This is a genomic window from Micromonospora sp. CNZ322, from assembly GCF_007827755.1.
Genome location: NZ_VITD01000023.1, coordinates 1 through 21,375, shown reverse-complemented (window position 1 = coordinate 21,375; position 21,375 = coordinate 1). Strand labels below are relative to the sequence as shown.

Below are 21,375 nucleotides of genomic sequence, written 5' to 3'. Positions count from 1 at the left end.
CCATGCTCGCACCCGGACCCGTGACGTCGAGTCGGATGTGCCTGGTTGTCACGGTGCCACAGATCTTCCCGAGCGGACAGCCGGAGCCGGTCGTGGCGGATCAGCCCGTGGCGGTGGGGCTGCTCGTCGCGCTGCCACTGCCCGTCGCGCTCGTGCTGGCCTTCGGCGTGGTAGTCGGAGACGCGCTGGTCGGCGCGTTGCTCGGTGCCGAGGGCACTGTCGTCGGAGTGTTGCTCGGGGTGTTCGACGGCTTCGGCGTGGTGCTGCCGGTCGGGGTGGGCGTCGGGGTGGTCGTCAGCGTCGGCGTCGGCGTGGGCGTCGGCTTGGTGGTCTTCGTGGGCGACGGGGTCGGCGTCGGCTTGGTGGTCTTCGTGGGCGACGGGGTGGGCGTCGGCTTCGGGGTCGAGACGGGCGGGGTCGGATTGGTCACGACCGGTGCCGGCACCGCGCCGATCACCCGGGTGGCGGCGTACAGCCGGGACCAGCGGACGACCGAGATCTTGACGACGTCGCCCGTGGTGGGCGCCTGCACCATCTTGCCGCTGCCGATGTACATGCCGACGTGGTGGATCGTCGTCCAGCTGCTGCCCGAGGCGAAGAAGAGCAGGTCGCCGGGGAGCAGCGCGCTCTGCGGGACGGTGCGGCCCCGGGTGGCGGCGTACTGGTCGCGGGAGACCCGGGGCAGGTCGAAGTAGTCGGCGCCGGGGGACCGGTACGCAGCCCACATCAGGCCGGAGCAGTCGAACTCGTTCGGCCCCTCCTCGGACCACTTGTACGGGTCGCCGAGCTGGGCGAGCGCGTACCGGACCGCGGCCAGCGCCCGGGGGTGCGCGGCCATGCCGCTGATGCTCTGGTTGGAGACGTAACCGGCGCCGATCTGCTGCTCGGCGGCTTCCTGCTGACGTTCGATCTCGATCAGCGCGGCGGCGTTGTCCCGGCGCAGCTTGAGCAGGCTCGCCTCGGCGGTGCGGAGCGCCGTCTCACCGGCGGTGAACTCCGCCTCGGCGGCGGCGAGCAGCTCCTTGGCCTGGGTGTGCTTTTGGTACGCGGCCTGCTCGCCGGTGCGGGCCCGGGACAGTTCCCCGGCCACGCCGGTGGTGCCGCCGTCGACCTTCTCGCCACGGGTGATGGCCTGGAGGCGGCTGAGCCCACGGATGTCCTGGGCGAAGTCGCCCGGCGGCAGCGCCGCGGCGGCCTTGACGGCCTCGGCGGCGGCGGTGTCGGCCGTCTGCTGGGCCCGGAGCAGCGCGTCCTGCGCGGTCGCCAGCGCCTTGCCGGCAGCGTCGACCTGCGCCTGCGCGTCGACGCGTTTCTGCCGGCTCACCAGCAACGCCTCGCCGAGCGCGCCGACCTGGGTCTCACCGGCGGAGATCGCGGTGGCCAGTGGGCCGTTGCCGATGTTGACCACCGGCGGGGCGGGCACGCCAGCGACCGGCGCGCCGCCGGGCAGCTGAAGCGAGCCGGTGACCGCCGGGCGCGAACCGGTGTCCGGCACTGTGGTCGGCACGCCGGGCTCCGCGTACGCGGGGGTGGCCAGTACGGCTGCGGCGATCGCGCCGAGCAGGGCGGCCCAGAGCTTCGGACGCAGGACCGGTGAGATCACCGGACTCCGTCGTCGCTGCCGTCGCCCGCGCCCGCTGTAGACCATGCCGCTCCCCGTCCGACTGCCTCTCGTCGCGCTCGGTGGGCGCGACCGTCGGGACGGTACCAGTGTGTGTGTTCCGCCCCACCTTGTTACTACCGCACCTCGCCACCCTTGTCGATGCGTTGGCGGGTTACGGGAGGCTGAGAGTCTGGTGAAGTGGGTCGCTGCCGGCGACCGTGCCGCCGGGCCCGTCGGCACCGCGACGTACGCTCGATCCGGACCGCAGGTGGAAGGGACGTGCCATGGACGCCGGACTCAAGCGTGAGCTCGAAGCGAAGGTGTACGCCGGTGAGCGGCTGACCCGGGAGGACGGGGTCGCCCTCTACGAGAGCGACGATCTGACCTGGCTGGGGCGGCTGGCGCACCACAAGCGCACCGAGTTGAACGGCGAGCGGGTGATGTTCAACGTCAACCGTCACCTCAACCTGACCAACGTCTGTTCGGCGTCCTGTGCGTACTGCTCGTTCCAGCGCAAGCCGGGCGAGAAGGACGCGTACACGATGCGCATCGACGAGGCGGTCCGCAAGGCCAAGGAGATGGAGGACGAGCAGCTCACCGAGCTGCACATCGTCAACGGCCTGCACCCCACGCTGCCCTGGCGTTACTACCCGAAGGTGCTGCGCGAGCTGAAGGCGGCGCTGCCGAACGTCAAGCTCAAGTGCTTCACCGCGACCGAGGTGCAGTGGTTCGAGAAGATCAGCGGCCTGAGCGCCGACGAGATCCTCGACGAGCTGATGGACGCCGGCCTGGAGTCGCTGACCGGTGGTGGCGCGGAGATCTTCGACTGGGAGGTCCGGCAGCACATCGTCGACCACGCCTGCCACTGGGAAGACTGGTCGCGCATCCACGCCCTGGCCCACAGCAAGGGCATGAAGACCCCGGCGACGATGCTGTACGGCCACATCGAGGAGCCCCGGCACCGCGTCGACCACGTGCTGCGGCTGCGCGAGTTGCAGGACGAGACCGGTGGCTTCGCGGTCTTCATCCCGCTGCGCTACCAGCACGACTTCGTCGACTCGGCGGACGGCAAGATCCGTAACCGGATCCAGGCGCGCACCACGATGGCCTCGCCGGCCGAGTCGCTGAAGACGTTCGCCGTCTCGCGGCTGCTCTTCGACAACGTGCCGCACCTGAAGAACTTCTGGGTGATGCACGGGCTGTCGGTGGCTCAGCTCTCGCTGAACTTCGGCGTGGACGACCTGGACGGCTCCGTCGTCGAATACAAGATCACCCACGACGCCGACTCGTACGGCACCCCGAACACCATGCACCGGGACGACCTGCTGCACCTGATCTGGGACGCCGGCTTCCAGCCCGTCGAGCGGGACACCCGCTACAACGTGGTCCGGGAGTACGACAAGGCCCCGTCGCTTGCCGAGCGGCGCGCCGAGCCGCAGCAGGTCTGGGCCTGAGCCGGCACGTACCCTCGCAGTCGATGACCGAGCAACAAGGACCTGAGCAGCAGAGCGGGTTTCCCCGCCGGGACGCCGAGGGCCGCATCCGTACCCTGGGCGATCTGCTCGGGGTGTGCCTGGCCGGCCTGGTCATCGGCGTGCTCGCGTTGGTGCTGTTCGACTGGGCGTTCGCCTCGATCGGCGCCGGCGACTTCGGGCACACAAACGGTTGGCTGGCGGTGATCCTGCCGGCCTGGCTGTTCTGGGACGACTTCCGGGCCTGGGAGTTCGGCGCGGCCCGGGTGGTGGCGGCGGTGGTCGCCGCCGCCGTCGGGGTGTTCGCGGGGCTGCTGATCGCCGGTCTGGGCGCGGGGTTGCCGCCGCTGCTCTCCGGCGCGTTGGCGGCGGGGGCGTTCACAGTGGCGTACGCGGCCCTCTGGTTCCCGGGTGTCCGCTGGCTGGCCCGCCGGACCGGCTGACCACGACCGCCCGTCGGGCGGCTCGACCCTTCCGCCGGCAGTGGCGGGCGACGGAGAGAACGGAGTGGTGCAGGTGAGCGCCGCGCTCAAGTACACGCTGGGCCGGATCGGGCTGTTCGTCGCCGTGCTGGCTGGCCTCTGGCTGGTCGACATGAACGTGTTCCTGAAGCTGATGCTGGCGTTGGTGTTCTCCGCCGCGCTCTCCTTCTTCCTGCTGCGCGGTTGGCGGGACGAGATGGCCGGGGAGATCGCCGAAGCAGCCGAGCGCCGCCGCACCGAGAAGGAGCGCCTCCGCTCCGCCCTGGCCGGCGAAGACCAAACCCCCACCCCAAACCCGAACCCCGACCCCCAGACCCCCGACTCCCAGCGTTGATCAAGAAGTTTGCGTCACCAGGGCGGCTTCCGGTGACGCAAACCTCTTGATCAACCCGCTTGGTCGCGCGGCGGTGGGCGGGGCGGTGGGCGGGTTGGGTGGGGTTCGGGGTTACCAGTTGGTGGAGCCGGGGATTTTGGGCCAGGGCTTTGAGATGGGCTTGATCAGGTACGCGATGCCGCCGGAGCCACCGGAGACGCCGCCGCTGGCGTTGGTGCGCTTGGTACGCAGCCAGATCTGCTCGAACTGCGCACGCTTGTAGACGTTGCGCACCACGTCGTTGCTGGACGAGGCCGGGTCGTTCACGATCACGTCGCCGTCGGCGGTGAAGCCGACCACCACGAACAGGTGCCCGGAGGTGCCGTAGTTCGCCCCGTCCAGCTCACTGGCGAGGAAGGACTGGCTGGTCACGACGGGGATGCCGGCGGCGATGAAGCGCTCCAGCTCGTCCAGCGAGTGCAGCCGGGTCACCCGGCCCTCCAGCCCCGGGAAACTTGCCGCGTACGCGGTGTTGAACGGCCAGTTGCCAGCGCCGTCGTACGCGTAGTCGTAGGTCATCCGCGCGGCGTGGTTGACCGTCGGGTCGGGGTAGGTCGGGTCCACCCAGGAGGTGTCGGCCGCCGACGGCTTGCGCCCCCAGTACTCGACCACCATCTCCGTCGAGGTGGGTGAGCACCACGCCTCGCCGCCGCCGTCGTACTCCGGGTAGTGCCCGGAGTGCACGTTCTGCGAGTAGCGCGGCACCGGCAGTTCCCGGCCCCAGGCGATGTGCCCGGCGCTCGGCGGCACTGTGAACCGGTCCGGCACCGTGGAGCTCATCGCGCCCAACATCCGGACCACCGGGGCGGCGCTCTGCCCGGGTGCGCGGTAGAGGGTCAGCTTGAGCTGGTACGACCGCAGCAGCACCCCGGCGGCGGCGTCGTCGATGCTGAAGGTGTCGGTCCAGATCGTCGAGAAGGGGTCGCCCTGCCGGTTGACGCTGGTCCGCAAGATGTCGGTGTCGCCGGACGCCCAGCGGCCCAGGACGTACCACGGGGTCTGGTCGCCGCTGGTGTAGCTGCCCTGCATCTCGACCTGGATCCAGGTGCCGGCGGGGGTCTCCGCGTTCCAGGAGGCGATCAGCTCGGTGGCGTCGAACCCGACAGGGGTCACCGGTGAGGTCCAGGTGCCGTACTCCCAGGTGCGGGTGGCGCCGGTGTGCGGGTCCGCGTACTCGATGGTGCCGGCCGGGCGGGCCAGGGTGACGCCCGCTCGGGCGCCGGGCACGACGCGGGTTCCGGCCCGGCTGCCGCGGTGCCAGTCGGCGGGCCCGGACCAGTCCTGGTAGGTGATCTGCTCGTCGTGAGCGGGGCCGGGCGGGTGGGCCGCCAGCGCGGGCGCGGCGCTGGTGAGCAGGGTGAGCGTGGTGACGCCGGCGAGGGCGGCCGCGCGCAGGCGGGATCTGGCCATGGGTGCTCCGCGGTGTCGAGGGGGCATCGTCGCTGGTCAGTTTTCCGCTTGGAGGGAAGTTTCGCCAGATGTTGATAGGTGGAAAATCATTGCCGCCATGATGATCCGCCTGGGATGGCCAACGCAGCGATCAATATTGATATGACCATGTGACAGATGGTGAAGTGTCCTTCACCAAGCGGGATCTCCCGCCCATCGAGGAGGTAGTCCATGGCCCTCCGCACGCCCATCCCCCTCCGCCGTGTCCTGGTGCTCGCTGTCGTCACCGGGCTGGGCATCGTCACCGTCGCCGCCGGTCCGGTCGCCGCCCGACCGGCACCGGACCGCACCGCTGAGCAGGCTGCCGCCGGCTACCGGGTGCTCGGGCCCCGGACCCTCGCCGACCGCAACGCGGTGGCCCGCACCGGAGCCGCCATCGACTACTCCGAACACGGCGTGCTGCACATCTCGGCCACCGCGAGCGAGGCCGCCGCGATCGGCAAGCTCGGCTTCCGGCTGGAACCGCTCGCCCCGCCACCCAACGCCGAGCGCGGTGCCGGCGACTTCGGGACGCAGGCCTTCCCGCCGGCCGACTCGAACTACCACGACTACGCGGAACTGACCGCCGTCGTGAACCAGGTCGTCGCCGACCACCCGGCGATCGCCCGCAAGATCAGCATCGGTTCGTCGTACGAGGGCCGCGACCTGATGGCGGTGAAGATCTCCGACAACGTCGGCACCGACGAGAACGAGCCGGAGATCCTCTTCAACTCGCAGCAGCACGCCCGTGAGCACCTGACCGTCGAGATGGCGATCTACCTGCTCAACCTCTTCACCGACAGCTACGGCAGCGACTCCCGGATCACCAACATCGTCAACGGCCGGGAGCTCTGGATCGTGCCGACGGTCAACCCGGACGGCAGCGAGTACGACATCGCCACCGGGTCGTACCGTTCCTGGCGCAAGAACCGGCAGCCCAACAGCGGCTCGTCCAACGTCGGCACCGACCTGAACCGCAACTGGTCCTACAACTGGGGATGCTGTGGCGGCTCGTCCGGCAGCACCTCGTCGGAGACCTACCGGGGGCCGTCGGCGTTCTCCGCGCCCGAGACGCAGGCGCTGCGCAACTTCGTCAACGGCCGGGTGGTCGGCGGGGTGCAGCAGATCAAGGCCAACATCGACTTCCACACGTACTCGCAGCTGGTGCTCTGGCCGTACGGCTACACCACAGCGAACACCGCGACCGGGATGAACGCCGACCAGTACAACACCTTCGCCACCATCGGTCAGCAGATGGCGGCCACCAACGGCTACACCCCGGAACAGTCCAGCGATCTCTACATCACCGACGGAGACAGCCTCGACTGGATGTGGGCCACCCACAACATCTGGGCGTACACGTTCGAGATGTACCCGGGCTCGTCCGGTGGCGGCGGCTTCTACCCGCCCGACGAGGTGATCCCGGCGCAGACCTCGCGCAACCGGGAGGCGGTGCTGATCCTCAGCGAGTACGCCGACTGCCCGTACCGGGCCATCGGCAAGCAGTCGCAGTACTGCGGCGGCGGTGGCGGCACCACTGTCTGGTCGGACACCTTCGAGACCGCCACCGGCTGGACCATCAACCCGGGCGGCACCGACACCGCCACCCTCGGCGCGTTCGAGCGGGGCGCCGCCCAGGCGACCACGTCCTCCGGAGCCAAGCAGCTCACCCCGTACGCCGGGTCCAACGACCTGGTCACCGGCCGGCTCGCCGGCTCGGCGGCCGGTGACTACGACGTCGACGGCGGCGTGACCAGTGCCCGGTCCCCGGCGGTGACCCTGCCGTCGTCCGGCACGCTGACCCTCTCACTCGCCTGGTACCTGGCTCACGGCTCGAACGCCTCGTCGGCGGACTACCTGCGGGTGAGCGTGGTGCACAACGGCGGCACCACAGCGCTGCTCACCCAGACCGGAGCGGCCAGCAACCGCAACGGGAGCTGGGCGGTCGCCAACCTCAACCTCACCCCGTACGCCGGCCAGTCGGTCCGCGTGCTCGTTGAGGCTGCGGACGCGTCCGGGGCCAGCCTGGTCGAGGCGGCTGTGGACAACGTCACCATCACGTCCTCCTGATCGGGTGGGGCCCCGTCCCGCCCCGGCGGGGCCCCACCACCCGCTCCGAAAGCCCAGGATCTCGGACATATGCCTCCCCGCCCCGCGTGGTGCGGGTGTCCGAGGTATCGACGGCTGTCGACCGGCCCTTGATCGATCCGGCACGTCCTGGCGGTGCGCTACCGTCTTAGCGACCAGTCCGCAGCGAAGCCGGTACGAAACCCGGCGCTGTCCCGCAACTGTGATGCCCCACCGGTAGGTGGGGACGAGCCAGGTCGCCTACGGATCGGTCGCGAAACGCGCTCTCGAGGAAGGGCGCCTCGTGGGCGGGCGTACGAAAGTCCCTGTCGGCGAAGCACCACACTCCTCGACCGACAGGAGGCCCCCATGTTCAGACGTACCCCTCGGTTCTTCGCGGCGACCCTCGCGGTCACCGCGCTCGCCCTCGGCGCCTGCGCCGAGAAGGCCGACGACCAGCCGAGCACCGGCACCGCGGCCGCCGCCTACCCGGTCACCGTCGGCGCGCTCACCCTCGACAAGCGCCCCGAGAAGATCGTCGTGCTGTCGCCCACCGCCACCGAGATGCTCTTCGCGATCGGTGCCGGCCCGCAGGTGACCGCCGTCGACGACCAGTCGAACTACCCGGCCGACGTGCCCAAGACCGACCTCTCCGCCTTCCAGCCGAACGCCGAGGCGATCGCCGGTAAGAACCCCGACCTCGTGGTGCTCTCCGACGACCGCAACAAGATCGTCGAGCAGCTCGGCAAGCTGAAGATCCCGGTGTACCAGACCCCGGCGGCGACCACGCTCGACGACTCGTACCGGCAGATCACCGAGCTGGGCACGCTGACCGGGCACGCCGACCAGGCCACCGACGTCGCCACCCGGATGAAGGACGACATCGCCAAGCTGGTCAAGGACCTGCCGCAGCGCACCGAGAAGCTCACCTACTTCCACGAGCTGGGCCCGGAGCTGTACAGCGCCACCAGCAAGACCTTCATCGGCTCGCTCTACAGCCAGGCCGGCCTGACCAACATCGCCGACCCGGCCGACGCGGACGGTAAGAGCTTCGGCTACCCGCAGCTGTCCCAGGAGTTCATCGTCAAGGCCGACCCGGACTTCGTCTTCCTGGCCGATGCCAAGTGCTGCCAGCAGAACGCCGACACGGTCAAGGCGCGCAGTGGCTGGGCCGGCCTCACCGCTGTGAAGAACAACCAGGTCGTCGCCCTGGACGACGACGTCGCCTCCCGCTGGGGCCCGCGGGTCGTGGACCTGCTCCGGGTCATCATCGACGCGGTCGCCAAGGTGCCCGCGTGACCGTCGTCCGTCGGTGACCGGGCCGCGAAAGGTGTCCGATCCGGCACCAACCGGTCGGCCGGCCGAGCCGCCGCCGTCGTCTGAGCGGGCCGAGCCTCCTGCCGAGGCCCGGCCCGCCGGGCTGCCCTCCACAGTCCGGCCCGCCGGGCAACCTGCCGTGACTCGGTCTGCCGGGTTGTCGTCCGAGGCCCGGCCCGCCGGGCTGGCGTCCGGGGGCCGGCCCGCCGGGCTGCGCATGCGGTGGTTGGTCGCGGGGTTGGTCGCGGTGCTCGTCGCGCTCGTCGTCGGGGTGTCGCTCGGGCCGGTGAGCCTGCCCCCGGGCAGCGTCGCCGCCGAGCTGCTCAACCTGTTTCCCGGGGTGCACCTCGACAGCGGGCTGACCGAGCGTGAGATCGCTATCGTCACCGAGCTGCGCCTGCCCCGGGTGGTGCTGGGCCTGCTGGTCGGCGGTCTGCTCGCCCTCGCCGGTGGTTGCTACCAGGGCGTGTTCCGCAACCCCCTGGCCGACCCGTACCTGCTCGGTGTGGCCGCCGGCGCCGGCCTCGCGGTCACCGCGGCGATCGCCCTCGGCGGCGCCGGCCGGCAGGGCACGCTCTCCGGGTTGCCGATGACCATTCCGCTGGCCGCGTTCGCCGGTTCGCTGCTCGCCGTCACCATGACCTACGTGCTCGGTGCGGCCGGTGGGCGACGCGGGTCACCGGCCATGCTGATCCTGGCCGGGGTGGCGGTTTCCGCGTTCCTCTCCGCCGGGCAGACGTACCTCCTGCAACGGCACGCCGACAGCATCCAGCCGGTCTACTCCTGGTTGCTCGGCCGGCTGGCCACCGCCGGTTGGCACGACGTGCTGCTGGTGCTGCCGTACGCCGCGCTGACCACTGTGGTGGTGCTGCTGCACCGCCGCGAGCTGGACGTCCTCGCGGTCGGCGACGACGAGGCGAGAAGTCTGGGCCTGCACCCGCAGCGCACCCGGTACCTGTTGATCGCCGCCGCCTCGCTGGGCACCGCGGCGGCGGTCTCCGCGACCGGCCTGATCGGCTTCGTCGGCATCATCGTGCCGCACACCGTCCGGCTGCTCGCCGGGTCCAGCTACCGGGTGATCCTGCCGATGTCACTGCTGTTCGGCGGCGCGTTCCTGGCGCTGACCGACGTGGTGGCCCGCACCGTCGCCGCTCCGTCCGAGCTGCCGATCGGAGTGGTGACCGCCCTGCTGGGTGGCCCGTTCTTCGTCCTCGTGCTGCGGACCGCCCGGCGAGTGCTCACATGAGCCGCGAACCCGCCGCCGGCACGCCGGCCGTCGAGGTGCGCGGGCTGCACGTCGCTCTCGGTGGCACGCCGATCCTGACCGGCGTCGACCTCACCGTCGCCGTCGGCGAGTGGGTCACCGTGATCGGCCCGAACGGCGCCGGCAAATCCACCCTGTTGCGCGCCGTCGGTGGCCTGCTGCCCGCGCCGAAGGCGATCACCCTCTTCGGTACGCCGAGTGCCGCGCTGCGCCGTCGGGACCGCGCCCGGATAGTGGCCACTGTGGCACAGTCCCCGGTGGTGCCGCCCGGCATGTCGGTGCTGGACTACGTGCTGCTCGGCCGCACTCCGTACATCCCGACCCTGGGCCGGGAGTCGACCGCCGACGTCGACGCTGTGCACGAGGTGCTGGGGCAGTTGGACCTCGCCGGCTTCCACCGTCGCGAACTGGCCACCCTCTCCGGCGGCGAACGCCAGCGGGTGTTCCTCGCCCGCGCGCTCGCCCAGGGCGCGACGCTGCTGCTGCTCGACGAGCCGACCAGCGCGCTCGACATCGGCCACCAGCAGGACGTGCTCGAAGTCGTCGACCAGCTACGCCGCGAGCACGGCCTGACCGTCCTGGCCACGATGCACGACCTCTCCCTGGCCGGTGAGTACGCCGACCGGATGGTGATGCTCGCCGCCGGTCAGGTGGTGGCCGCCGGGACTCCGCCCGAGGTGCTGACCGAGGAACTGCTCGCCACCCACTACCGGGCGAGCGTCCGGGTGGTCCCCGGCGCCCACGGCCCGTTGGTGGTCCCCGTCCGCCCCACCCGCCCCTGAGCACGCAGGCGCTGGGTCAGGGGCCCAGGTCGATGACGGAGAAGAGGGCGCCCTGGGGGTCGCGCAGGGCGGCGAAGCGGCCCGCCGGGATGTCGCGGGGCGGGACCAGAATCGTTCCGCCCAGCTCGGCGGCGCGGGCCGCGGCGGCGTCCGCGTCGGCCACCGCGAAGTACACCGTCCAGTACGCGGGCAGGTCGGCCGGGAAGTCGTCGGCCAGCGGCGGCATCATCCCGGCGACGATCTGCGTCCCGAGCCGCCACCCGGTGTACGTCATCGCGCCCACCGCCTGGTCGTCGGGCTGCCAGCCGAACACCAGCTCGTAGAAGACCTTCGCGCCCTCGGGGTCGGGGGTGACCAGCTCGTTCCAGCTCATCGCGCCCGGCACGTTGAACACCTCGGCACCGGCCATGGCCAGCGGCTGCCAGACGCTGAACGTGGCGCCGGCCGGGTCGGCGAAGACCGCCATCCAGCCCCTGTCGAAGACCTCGAACGGGGGTACGACGACCTGCCCGCCGGCCCGTTCGACCCGGCCTGCGACCAGTTCGGCGTCGTCGGTGGCGAGGTACGTCGACCAGATCGGAATCTGGTCCGGGATCGCGGGCGGGCCGGCGCCGGCCACCGGCTTACCGTCGAGCAGGAAGACCGTATAGCCGCCCGCCTCGGGCTCCGGGGTGACCTGGCCGGTCCACCCGAACAGCTCCGGATAGAAGCGCCGTGCGTCGGTCAGGTCCGGGGTGGCCAGGTCGGCCCAGCAGGGCGTACCCGGCGGGACGGTGCTCACGTCAAGACCCCTCTCGGCCCGGGCGGCCACGGCGGCCCCCTGCCGGAATCCTGGCACCGTCCCGCCGCAGCCCGGGGCGAAAACGGACGAATCGTCAGCTGAACCGGCGACCCTCGTCCCGCCGGTACGCCCAGCCGGCGAGCGCGGCGAGCAGCACCACCCAGACACCGAGCATGATCACTGCCAGCGGCTCCACGTCGTAGTCGGCCACCGCCGCCCACATCAGTTCGGCCGCGCCCCGGGTGGGCAGGTACGGCGCGATCGTCTCGATGAACCCGGGCGCGTCGCCCGGCGCGGAGAGCAGGCCGCCGCCGAACGCGAGCGGCAGGAAGAGCACCTGCGCCACCACGATCGCCGCCTTGCTCGGCAGCGAGTAGCCGATGGCGAGCCCCATCAGCGTGAACGGCACCGAGATGACGGCCACGGTGCCGAGAGCCAGCAGGAACGCCGCCGGGGTGACCTGGGCCGCGGTCAGCGTCGCGCCGATCACCACGACCGGGATCAGCGAGAGGTAGGTCAGCGCCAGGCCGGCCAGCACGCGGCCGGCGAACCGTGGGGCCGGCCCGGCCGGCAGGGTCCGGGTGTACGGGTTCCAGGGCTGGTCGCGGTCCTCGGCGACGCCGACGCCGTACTGGAAGATGTTGGCGCTCATCACCGAGAAGGTGACCATCGACGCGGTGGCGTAGGTGGCACCGACCGCGTCGTCACCGGCGAACGGCACCACGAAGAAGATCATGGCGGCGGCCGGGAAGAAGGCGCTGCCGAAGACGGCCACCGGAATCCGGATGATCTCCAGGAGTTGGTAGCGGGCGTGGACCAGGGCGAGCTGCACGGTCGCCTCCTCAAACTGTTGTGGGTCGGCCGCCGGCAGCGGCGGTGGTGGGTCGTTCGGTGCCGGCGGGCACGTCTGCGCTGGTCGCCTCTCCGCTGGTGATGGCGAGGAACGCCTCCTCGAGCGAGGTCGGCCGTACCTCCAGGTCGGTGAATGGGGTCTGGGCCGTGACCAGCGCTCGGACCAGCTCGTCGGCGTCGGTGGTGAGCAGGTGCAGCCGACCGTCGACCCGTTCGGTGCGCACCACCCCCGGCAGGTCGGGCAGGTTGTCGGCGACCAGGCTGACCCGGCGTACGCCCACGATGCCGCGCACCGCGTCCACTGTGTCGTCGGCGAGCACCCGGCCCTGCCCGATGACCACCACCCGGTGGGCGAGCGCCTCCACCTCCTCCAGGTAGTGGCTGCTCAACAGCACGGTGCCGCCGTCGTCGTGAAATGCCCGGATCGCCTCCCACAGGGTGTGCCGGGCGGCCACGTCCAGGCCCGTGGTCGGCTCGTCGAGCAGCACCAGCCGGGGCCGGCCGACGAACGCCAACGCCACCGCCAACCGGCGGCGCTGCCCGCCGGAGAGCCCACCGGTCTGCCGTCGGGCGAGATCGGCGAGCCCGAAACGGTCGAGCAGTTCGGCCCGGGGCACCGGGTCGGGGTAGTGCGCGGAGACGAAGTCGACCACCTCGCCGACGCGCAGCGTGCCGGGTAGACCGGTCTCCTGCGGGGTGACCCCGATCTGCCGCCGGCTCGCCGGGTCGCGGGGGTCGCGACCGAACAGCTCCACCCGCCCGGAGCTGGGGCGGCGCAGGCCCACCAGCAGGTTCATCAGGGTGCTCTTGCCGGCACCGTTCGGCCCGAGCAGGCCGACCAGCTCACCGGCCCGGACCTCCAGGTCGACACGATCGAGGGCGAGGACGTCGCCGTACCGGCGGCTGGCCTGTTCGGCGCGGGCGAGGGTCATGGCTGCTCCTTCGACGGGGCGGGGTCGAGCAGGGCGTGGATCGCTTCGGTGTACTCCTCGAACGCCAACCGACCTCGCCGGCTGAGCCCGACCAGGGTCGCCGGGGTGCGTCCACGGTGGGTCTTGCTGATCTCCACGTAGCCGGCGTCCTCAAGTTTGCGCAGGTGCACCGAGAGGTTGCCGGCGGTCATCGCGAGCAGCTCCTGTAGGCGGGGGAACGCGATCTTGTCGCCGACGTTGAGAGCGGAGAGGCTGGCGACCACCCGCAGCCGAGCCTGCGCGTGGATGACCGGATCCAGCTCGGTCACGGCTGCTGTCGCTGTCGCTGTCGGCGCCGGGCGAGCGCGCCGGCCACCAGCATTCCGCCACCGCCGGCCACCGCCACGACGAGCGGGTGCCAGCCCGGCCCGGCGATTGCGCCGATCAGGTTGATCACGCTGATCCAGACGCCGAGGCGGAACAGGTCCTGGTCCAGCCAGACCGCCCCGCCGGCCATGTGCAGCGCACCGGTCAGCCCGACGGCGGTCGCCGACCAGAGCAGCGCAGCCAGGTCGTGCGGCAGGTGTTCGGAGATCCGGCCGAGCCCCGCGTAGACGCTCACCGAACCGAGGGCCCAGGCGTACCCGTACCACTGCCCACGCCGGGCGGAGTCGCCGGTCACCTGGCCGTAGGCCCGCACGCTGACCACCGCCTGGGTCGCTCCGGCGGCCGCGAGCAGTACGAAGAGGACGGTCAGTGGCAGCCAGCTCGGCAGGTGAGCCAGCGCCTGATCACCCGGGGGGAACCGCAGGAAGAACAGCCCGAAACCGACCAGCCAGGCGACACCCCACGGCCAGTAGAGCAGGCGGGCGTCGGGATCGAGCCGGCGTGCCGTCGCCGACCGCTGGTCCTGGATCAGCCGGAGCGCCGCTGCGGCATCGGTGGGTGGTGAATCATCGTCGAGGTCCACGCAAACTACTTTACGGAACAAAGTCGAATCGGGTGACCCCGTCATCACCGACGGGACCCCCGATCGCGGCGAGCAGTGCCTATGGTGGTCAGTCGTGGCGACTGATCCGTCGCACAGGCCACAGGGGAGGGTCCGTGTCAAGCCCGAGCAATGAGTTGGAGGTCCAGCCGGAGGCTCTGACGGCGTTCGCCGCCGGGTCCAAGGATCGGGCAGCCCGTTTCCGCGAGCTGCACCGCGCCTTCGGCGACGGGCACGTCCCACGGCACGCCTTCGGGGTGATGCCGGCGTCCTTCAACCTCGCGGCGACGTACGCCGAGCAGTTCGAGGCGTGCCTGCAAGGGCTGGCCGACGGCGCCGAGATGATGGCGGACATCGCCGAAGGGCTCACCGACACCGCCGCCGCCTACACGGGCACCGACGTGGCCAACACCGATCTGTTCGTGCCCGGCCGGCCGCCGGCTCCCGACGTCATCGCGCCCGGCCCCTGGTCGGGTGGCACCGGCGCTCCGAACGGTTCGGTGCCGGCGTGAGCACCGAGGCGTTGCAGCGCAACAAGACCTACTTCGAGCAGATCGTCTCGGGCACGCCCGAACCCTTCAAGCCGCTCTCCAACGCGGTGCTCTGGCCGTTCGAGCAGCTGCTGGAGCTGGTCGCCGGCGAACCGGACGACCTGATGCGGGCCGCGCAGCTCTGCCTGGATACCGGCGCGGCGGTACGGGACATCGCCGGTGACCAGATCGCCGACCGGGCCCGGTTGCGCGGCGCCTGGACGGGCGACGCCGCCGAGAGCTTCCATGCCTCGATGGAGTCGGTCGAGGCGGCGATCGAGGAGCTGGCCCAGGGGCTCGACGGCACCAAGGACGTGCTGGTCGAGGCGGCGAACGCGGCGGTGGACGCGTTCAACCTGCTGGTCGAGCTGATCCTCGAGTTCCTGCTCTGGTTCCTCACCGAGGTGATCATCGCGGCGGTGGCCGCGGCGCTGAGCGCCGGCGTCTCGTTGGCCGCCACTGTGGTCCGGGTGCTGGCCCGGTTGGCCACCACAGTGGGTCGGATGGTGAAGATCGTCGCCCGGTTCGCCGAGGTGCTCACCCGCCTCGCCGCCCGGTTGGGCAAGGTCGCCGGGCAGCTCCGCAAGTACGCGGACACCGTCATGGAGCTCAAGCAGCGGAAGAAGCAGTACAAGCTGCTCAGCAAGGGCGGCTGGACGCCCGAAGGACGTGCCTTCCAGGTCGAGAAGTTCAAGACCCTCTTTCCGGGCAAGTTCGTCATCAACCAGGTCTCGCCGGTCAACATCCCCGGCTTCGGCGGTGCCCTGCTGGACACCGGCGTGGGCCTGCACGACATCTCCGACGGGCACAAGGACCGCAACTACCTGGTGGACGGCACGTACAGCGAAGACCTGGGCCCGTACACAGTGGGTGTGCAGAATGTCTTCGACTCCATCGTGAACTGAGAGGCAGCCATGACCTTCCCCGCCCTGGACCGAATCGAGGCGCTGGCTCGCAACCTGGACGGATGGCAGCGGCAACTCGCCGACCGGATGGCGGAGCTGGAACAGACCAGCGCCGAGGGCGTGAGCGACTCCGGCCTGGTGCGGGTGACCGCCGCGGCCGACGGCAAAATCGTTTCTACGGAGCTGAACCCCCGGGCGATGCGACTGGACTCCTACAGCCTGGCCGAGGAGTTCACCGCAGCCGCGAACCGGGCGCAGGAGGCCGCCGCAGCCCAGGTCCGCGAGCTGGTCGGTGAGGTCATCGGCGCGCCGGGCGCCGGTCCGCGCCAGCCCGACGACCACGAGGGGCGCTGATGACCGTCGACGAGAGCCAGGCACGGTACGTCGACGGGATCACCCGGCTGTTGCCGGCCGGGGAGCAGGTTCGCGCGGTGGCCCAGGTGCGAGCGGGCGGCGGGCTGACCCCGGCGCCGCCCCCGCAGCCGTCGGCCCCACCCGCCACCGGTGGGCCGGGCTTCCTGGGCGTCCTGCTCAACGTGCTCTCACCGAACATCACCTTCGGTCGGGCGGACAACGCCGTCGACTGGCTCTTCTTCGGCGTCGGAGGTCGAGGCGAGCCAGGTTCCCAAGCGTCCGTGCTGCACCATGCCCTGACCGTGGCGACGAAGGGCACGGGCCTCCGAACCCTCGTGCTGGCGGTCACCGACCAGCGGCTGCTGCTCGGCGCGACAGCACCCGTCGGGCTGCTCTCCAGTTCGGCGGCGGACGAACGGGCGCAGGCCGACATCGAACTGCTCGGTTCCGTCCCGCGCACGGCCGTGACCGCCCGGTTCGGCAGGTACCGGTTGAACTGGAAGCGGCTGCGGATCGACTTCGGCGACGGGTCGTGGCTGTCGTTCCACGTGCCGCTGGCCGAGTCCGGCCGCCCGCTGCGGGAGGTCGCGGCGGCCCTGTCAGCCGGCTGACTCGTCGACGAGCGGTGCGGGCAGCGGCGCGACGTGCAGCACCGCCAGCCGGGACACCGCCCGGGTGAGCACCACGTACAGCCGGTGCAGCCCGCGCGGCTCGGCCGCGACGATCGCGGCCGGCTCGACCACCACCACATGGTCGTACTCAAGGCCCTTGACCAGCGTCGCCGGCACCACTGTGACCCGCTCCGCGGCCGCCACGTCGTCGGCGGTCGCGGTCTCGACACCGGCCTCGGCCAGCGCCGCGCGCAGGCCGTCGACCGCGTCGTCCGCGGCGATCACACCGACCGAGCCGTCGTGCGCGAGCGCCGCGCGCACCTCGGCCACCGTCGCCGAGGTCAGGTCGGTCACCGTACGCACGTCCAGGCCGCCGTCGTGGCGCAGCGACTCGGCCGGCGGTACGTCCACCGCGAGCGCAGGGAGCAGCAGGTTCGCGAATGCGACGACTGCGGCGGGCACCCGGAAACCGATGGTCAACGGCACCACCACCGCGTCCGGCTTGCCCAGATGGGCGAGGGATTCCCTCCAGTCCGTCGCCGCCCACGGCGCGGTGCCCTGGGCGAGGTCACCGAGGAGCGTGACCGAGCCGTGCTCGCTGCGCCGGGCGATGGCCCGACACTGCATCGGGGACAGGTCCTGCGCCTCGTCCACCACCACGTGCCCGAACCCGGAGAGCCGTTCCAGCAGCCCGGTCGCCTCGTCGATCAGCATCGCGTCGGCAGCGGTCCAACGGGTCGCCTTCGGCGTGCGGGCCGGCTTCGCCCAGATCAACTGTGCCTGCTCGGCGTCGCTGAGCAGCCCGTCCGCCGCGGCGGCCAGCCGGGTCGGGTCGGAGAACAGGCCGTGCACCAGCCCTTCCGGGGTGAGCGCCGGCCAGACCGCGTCCAGGAAGTCGAGCACCGGCCGGCAGCGGCTCATCCGGCGCAGCCAGGCATCGCTGGGCGACTCCGCACGCCGCGCCTCGGCCTGCCGTTGCAGCAGACTCACCACCCGTGCCTGGACACGTTCCCGACCCGTGCCGTACGGCAGCCCCTCCCGGCGGGTCTCCTCGACGATCCGGTGCAACGGCTCCACCCCGATCCGCCAGCGGAACGAGCCGTCCGACACGGTGATCGACTCGGTCGGGGTGCCGATCTGCCCCTGCACCGCGCGCCGCAGCACGTTCGCCATCCGTACGTCGTGTTTGAGCGCGGCCACCTCCGGCGCCTCGACCGCCCGAACCGCCACCCGAGAGATCAACTCCTCCACCGTGGCCTGCTCGACCTCGACCTCACCGAGCGCCGGCAGCACCGCCGCGATGTACGACAGGAACGCCCGGTTCGGCCCGACGATCAGCACACCCGCCCGCCGCAACCGCTCCCGGTGCAGATAGAGCAGGTACGCGGCCCGGTGCAGACCCACCGCCGTCTTCCCCGTACCCGGCGCGCCCTGCACACAGATCGAGTCTGCGAGGTCAGCCCGGACCAGCTCGTCCTGCTCCGGCTGGATCGTGGCGACGATGTCCCGCATTGGCCCGACGCGCGGACGCTCGATCTCGGCGGTGAGGATCCGACTGGTCGTACCGAGCTCTTCGCCCCGATCCAGCCGCTCATCCTCGAAGCTGGTCAGCACACCATTGCTGAACCCGAACCGCCGCCGAACCGCCACCCCCTGCGGATCCCGCACGCTGGCCCGGTAGAACGAGCGGGAGACCGGCGCCCGCCAGTCCAGCACCAACGGCTCGCCACGCTCATCGGTGACATGCCGCCGCCCCACGTGATACCGCCGACCGTGATGATCGCCGGTGGTGTCGGATGCGTTCGGGTCGTTGGTGAGCCTGCTGGCTGTAAGCCTGTCGCTCGCGGTGCCGCTGCTTGTGGTGCCGCCGTCCGTGGTCCCGTTGTCGGTGGTCCTGCCCTCGACGGTCCCGCTGTTCGTGGTCCCGGTGTTCCTGGTCCCGCTGTCCGTGGCGCTGTTGTCCGTGGTCCCGGTGTTCGTGGTCCCGGTGTTCGTGGTCCTGTTGTCCGTGGTCCTGTTGTCCGTGGTCCCGGTGTCCGTGGCGCTGCTGTCGGTGGTGCTGTTGTTCGGGGCGCCGGCGAAGTCGAGGCGGCCGAAGAAGAGCGGAGTGGTCGGGTCGTCGGCCAGCTCGGCGACCCGGCGGGCCAGGGTACGGCCGAGCGTCTCGGCCGCGTACGCGTCGCCGGCCACCTGGTCACCGGTGGCGAAGAGAGACTCGGCCCGCTCCCGCATCCGACCCAGCGCCGCCCGCGAGGTGGTGAGGTGTGCGCGTTCGGCGGCCAAGTCCGCGTCGAGGTCAAGGTCGGTGTCGGTGTTGGTGTCGAGCTGGGTGCCGAGGTCAAGTGCGGGCATGCTGACGTCCCATCGTTCACATCTGCTGCGCGCTCGCGTGTCCGGGGGCGGATGGCCGGCCGCCCGGCGCGAAGACGTCCGTTCCGGTGCAGCTCACCTTGGCCGTCAAGCGGCCTGCCACCCTACGCTCCCCGACCCGACGCATCCAGCGAATTACCGACGCGACCACCCATCCGAGACGGCGGGTTGCCCGCCCGGGTGTCGCTAAGCGATCACGACTCGCCTCGCGCCGTGCTTTCTCATGCCGCGACCGCCGCGACGCCCGTGATCGCCGCGACGCCCGTGATCGCCGCGACGCCCGTGATCGCCGCGACGCCCGTGATCGCCGCGACGCCCGTGATCGCCGCGATGCCCGTGATCGCCGCGATGCCCGTGATCGCCGCGACGCCCGTGATCGCCGCGACGCCGTGATCGCCGCGATGCCGTGATCGCCGCGATGCCGTGATCGCCGCGACCGACGCGACGCCAGTGATCGACTCGGCTTTCAGGAAGTCGGGGTGTTTGGGCCGATGCGACGCCCCGGTTCCCAGGAAGCCGAGTCGATCAATCACCGGGAGACGCGGCTTGGTGCGGCAGGGACAGCAGGGTTGTCGCAGTCGCAGTCGCGGCCGCGGCCGCAGTGGCGGTCGCAGTGGTGGCGGTGGTGGTGGCGCGGCTGTGGCGGTGGTGGTGGCGGTGCCGTCGGCGGTGGCGGTGGCGGTCGCAAGGCGCGGTGGCGGGCGGCGTGGGCGTGGTGGGCGGCATCAGCAGCGCAGGTGGTAGAGGTTGCGACGCGGGGTGCGCAGCGGGTCGAGCCAGCTGGGCGGGAGGAATTCAGGTCGACCGTCCGCCGCGAGACGGACCGTCCAGTCGCCGCGGTGGATGAAACGGTGGTGGTAGCCGCAGAGCAGCACCGCATTGCCCAGCGCCGTCATCCCACCGTCGGCCCAGTGTCGGATGTGGTGACCGTCGCACCATCTCGGCGGTCGATCGCAACCAGGGAAGGCACAACCGCCGTCCCGCAGGACCAGCGCGCGCCGCAACGGGCCGGTGAAGAGTCGACGCTGCCGGCCGACGTCCAGGACCTGACTGTTGCCGTCCAGCACGACCGGCAGCACGCCCGCATCGCAGGCCAGGCGGCGGACCGCACCGGGGGTGAGGGGCGTGCCGGTTTCCAGTGTTCCGGCGCGTACGCCGTTGACCAGTTCCTCCAGCGAAACGGTCACCACCAGCTGAGGACGGTCGCCGCCGTTGTCGGGCAGCTGACCGGTGCGTAGCGCCAGTCGGCAGATCTCGCCCAACGCGTCGGCGCGGCGCTGACCAGGACTGCGGTCATCGTGTTCACCGGCCGGGGCGCAGAGCGGATCGATCGCCTCGCGCAGCAGGCTCGCGGTTTCGGTGTCGAGGTTGCCGCTGAGGCGTACCTGGCCGTGCTGTTGCTCGGAGAGCGTGACGTGCCGGCGGGTCTCGGCCCGCTCGGTGGCCCGCTCCAGAGCCTTCAACTCGGCCTGGTCGGCCAACTCCGGGGCGACGTGCGCGAGGACGCGCTCCCCGAGCCGGCTCAGGCTTGTCGGGTCGAAACGGTCGGCCCAGGCGACCAGTAGTTGGGTGGCCTTGTCCGCCACCTCGGGACCGGCTTCGACCGGGAGGGCGGCGATCGTCTCGGCCACCACCCGACCCTGCTCGACGGTGATGGCACCGCTGAGCAGCGCGTCGCGCACCGCTGGCGGGGCGGCGTCGATGGTGGCGGCGAGCTGGACCAGCTGGCGGGCGCTGCGACCCGAGAGCCGCAGCCGCTCCCGAAGCCAGACGGCGGTGGACGAGGCGCCCTGGGTGACCGCCACCCCGCGACCGTCCAACTCGCGGACCAGACCGAGCTGAACGGCGGCCAACCGCTGCGCCAAGACCTGAGTCGCGTCGAGAGAAGCAAGCAAGTCGTCATCGGAGAGCGCCCAGAGCGCGGTCTCGACGCAGTCGTCAACTGCCCCGTCCACCTGCGTCAACACCTCCAACATGAAAGCAGAATAGAACTGGCGTACGACACTTTCGATTCGTCTTGATCAATCAGCAAAACTAACCTTCGTCGATCATCGTTTGCTGCCCGCTTGCCGTGCCCGCTTGCCGTGCCCGCTTGCCGTGCCCGCTTGCGCGGCCGCGCTCGCCGCGCCGAAGCCGCGCCGCGCCGCGCCGAAGCCGCGCCGAAGCCGCGCCGCGCCGCGCCGAAGCCGCGCCGCGCCGCGCCGAAGCCGCGCCGCGCCGAAGCCGCGCCGCGCCGAAGCCGCGCCGCGCCGAAGCCGCGCCGCGCCGAAGCCGCGCCGCGCCGA

Annotated in this window: 22 protein-coding genes; 11 read left to right on the top strand and 11 right to left on the bottom strand. The window is 71.3% G+C overall.

Annotated elements, in window-relative coordinates; translation table 11 throughout:
- Positions 1-100 precede the first annotated feature (100 nt).
- The gene (locus tag FB453_RS32490) at positions 101-1,648 is read right to left on the bottom strand and encodes a C40 family peptidase (RefSeq protein ID WP_145796391.1); all 1,548 of its coding nucleotides are present in this window, start codon (positions 1,646-1,648) and stop codon (positions 101-103) included.
- A 239-nt stretch (positions 1,649-1,887) separates the two neighbouring features.
- Between FB453_RS32490 and mqnE the strand changes: the two genes are divergently transcribed.
- The 3 genes from mqnE to FB453_RS32475 all read left to right on the top strand — a co-directional run bounded on the left by mqnE (position 1,888) and on the right by FB453_RS32475 (position 3,891).
- Complete coding sequence (mqnE, locus tag FB453_RS32485; RefSeq protein ID WP_091395685.1) at positions 1,888-3,057, top strand: aminofutalosine synthase MqnE; 1,170 nt, start codon at positions 1,888-1,890, stop codon at positions 3,055-3,057.
- Between the two features lie 23 nt (positions 3,058-3,080).
- Positions 3,081-3,518: a hypothetical protein gene (locus FB453_RS32480; RefSeq protein ID WP_112606269.1), complete on the top strand. Its 438-nt coding sequence runs from the start codon at positions 3,081-3,083 to the stop codon at positions 3,516-3,518.
- 73 nt (positions 3,519-3,591) lie between these two features.
- Complete coding sequence (locus FB453_RS32475) at positions 3,592-3,891, top strand: DUF4229 domain-containing protein (RefSeq protein WP_112586474.1); 300 nt, start codon at positions 3,592-3,594, stop codon at positions 3,889-3,891.
- A 111-nt stretch (positions 3,892-4,002) separates the two neighbouring features.
- Here FB453_RS32475 and FB453_RS32470 read toward each other — a convergent pair whose 3' ends face one another.
- Positions 4,003-5,340 (bottom strand): C39 family peptidase, encoded by a 1,338-nt coding sequence (locus tag FB453_RS32470; RefSeq protein ID WP_145796388.1) that lies wholly within the window; start codon positions 5,338-5,340, stop codon positions 4,003-4,005.
- A 210-nt stretch (positions 5,341-5,550) separates the two neighbouring features.
- Between FB453_RS32470 and FB453_RS32465 the strand changes: the two genes are divergently transcribed.
- The 4 genes from FB453_RS32465 (at position 5,551) to FB453_RS32450 (ending at position 10,788) form a co-directional block, all read left to right on the top strand.
- Positions 5,551-7,428 carry a M14 family metallopeptidase gene (locus tag FB453_RS32465; RefSeq protein ID WP_145796386.1) on the top strand — a complete coding sequence of 626 codons (1,878 nt, stop codon included), beginning with the start codon at positions 5,551-5,553 and terminating at the stop codon, positions 7,426-7,428.
- Between the two features lie 366 nt (positions 7,429-7,794).
- Positions 7,795-8,724, top strand: a complete 930-nt coding sequence (locus FB453_RS32460; RefSeq protein ID WP_145796383.1) for an ABC transporter substrate-binding protein — start codon at positions 7,795-7,797, stop codon at positions 8,722-8,724.
- 235 nt (positions 8,725-8,959) lie between these two features.
- On the top strand, positions 8,960-9,988 hold the full coding sequence (locus FB453_RS32455) for a FecCD family ABC transporter permease (protein ID WP_238687154.1): 1,029 nt from the start codon (positions 8,960-8,962) through the stop codon (positions 9,986-9,988).
- Complete coding sequence (locus FB453_RS32450; protein WP_145796381.1) at positions 9,985-10,788, top strand: ABC transporter ATP-binding protein; 804 nt, start codon at positions 9,985-9,987, stop codon at positions 10,786-10,788. Before FB453_RS32455 ends, FB453_RS32450 begins: the two co-directional genes overlap by 4 nt.
- 16 nt (positions 10,789-10,804) lie before the next feature.
- Here the strand turns inward: FB453_RS32450 and FB453_RS32445 are convergent, their stop codons facing one another.
- The 5 genes from FB453_RS32445 to FB453_RS32425 all read right to left on the bottom strand — a co-directional run bounded on the left by FB453_RS32445 (position 10,805) and on the right by FB453_RS32425 (position 14,302).
- Positions 10,805-11,569, bottom strand: coding sequence for a VOC family protein (locus tag FB453_RS32445; protein WP_091395664.1), 765 nt, complete (start codon positions 11,567-11,569; stop codon positions 10,805-10,807).
- A 94-nt stretch (positions 11,570-11,663) separates the two neighbouring features.
- A complete protein-coding gene (locus tag FB453_RS32440; RefSeq protein WP_112586401.1) occupies positions 11,664-12,401 on the bottom strand; it encodes an ABC transporter permease in 738 nt (245 codons plus the stop codon).
- Positions 12,402-12,411: 10 nt separating this feature from the next.
- Positions 12,412-13,353 (bottom strand): ABC transporter ATP-binding protein, encoded by a 942-nt coding sequence (locus FB453_RS32435; protein ID WP_145796379.1) that lies wholly within the window; start codon positions 13,351-13,353, stop codon positions 12,412-12,414.
- Positions 13,350-13,661 (bottom strand): transcriptional regulator, encoded by a 312-nt coding sequence (locus FB453_RS32430; RefSeq protein WP_112586405.1) that lies wholly within the window; start codon positions 13,659-13,661, stop codon positions 13,350-13,352. Before FB453_RS32430 ends, FB453_RS32435 begins: the two co-directional genes overlap by 4 nt.
- Positions 13,658-14,302: a transporter gene (locus FB453_RS32425; protein WP_145796377.1), complete on the bottom strand. Its 645-nt coding sequence runs from the start codon at positions 14,300-14,302 to the stop codon at positions 13,658-13,660. The genes FB453_RS32430 and FB453_RS32425 overlap by 4 nt, the downstream gene beginning before the upstream one ends.
- A 134-nt stretch (positions 14,303-14,436) precedes the next feature.
- Here FB453_RS32425 and FB453_RS32420 point away from each other — a divergent pair, with 134 nt between their 5' ends.
- From FB453_RS32420 to FB453_RS32405, 4 genes are read left to right on the top strand one after another with little or no spacing between them, the layout of a single operon-like run.
- Positions 14,437-14,832 carry a type VII secretion target gene (locus FB453_RS32420; RefSeq protein WP_112606247.1) on the top strand — a complete coding sequence of 132 codons (396 nt, stop codon included), beginning with the start codon at positions 14,437-14,439 and terminating at the stop codon, positions 14,830-14,832.
- Positions 14,829-15,755 carry a WXG100 family type VII secretion target gene (locus FB453_RS32415; protein WP_112586411.1) on the top strand — a complete coding sequence of 309 codons (927 nt, stop codon included), beginning with the start codon at positions 14,829-14,831 and terminating at the stop codon, positions 15,753-15,755. Before FB453_RS32420 ends, FB453_RS32415 begins: the two co-directional genes overlap by 4 nt.
- A gap of 9 nt (positions 15,756-15,764) precedes the next feature.
- A complete protein-coding gene (locus tag FB453_RS32410; RefSeq protein ID WP_112586413.1) occupies positions 15,765-16,109 on the top strand; it encodes a YbaB/EbfC family nucleoid-associated protein in 345 nt (114 codons plus the stop codon).
- The gene (locus FB453_RS32405; RefSeq protein WP_145796375.1) at positions 16,109-16,720 is read left to right on the top strand and encodes a hypothetical protein; all 612 of its coding nucleotides are present in this window, start codon (positions 16,109-16,111) and stop codon (positions 16,718-16,720) included. The genes FB453_RS32410 and FB453_RS32405 overlap by 1 nt, the downstream gene beginning before the upstream one ends.
- Here FB453_RS32405 and FB453_RS32400 read toward each other — a convergent pair.
- The 4 genes from FB453_RS32400 to FB453_RS34540 all read right to left on the bottom strand — a co-directional run.
- Complete coding sequence (locus FB453_RS32400) at positions 16,709-19,072, bottom strand: HelD family protein (protein ID WP_486480568.1); 2,364 nt, start codon at positions 19,070-19,072, stop codon at positions 16,709-16,711. The two genes, FB453_RS32405 and FB453_RS32400, sit on opposite strands and share 12 nt — an antisense overlap.
- 239 nt (positions 19,073-19,311) lie before the next feature.
- Positions 19,312-19,623, bottom strand: coding sequence for a hypothetical protein (locus tag FB453_RS34705; protein ID WP_222431452.1), 312 nt, complete (start codon positions 19,621-19,623; stop codon positions 19,312-19,314).
- Between the two features lie 192 nt (positions 19,624-19,815).
- Positions 19,816-21,066 (bottom strand): HNH endonuclease signature motif containing protein, encoded by a 1,251-nt coding sequence (locus FB453_RS32385; protein WP_145796373.1) that lies wholly within the window; start codon positions 21,064-21,066, stop codon positions 19,816-19,818.
- 72 nt (positions 21,067-21,138) lie between these two features.
- The coding region (locus FB453_RS34540; protein WP_186718696.1) for a hypothetical protein at positions 21,139-21,375 on the bottom strand (237 nt) is incomplete at its 5' end.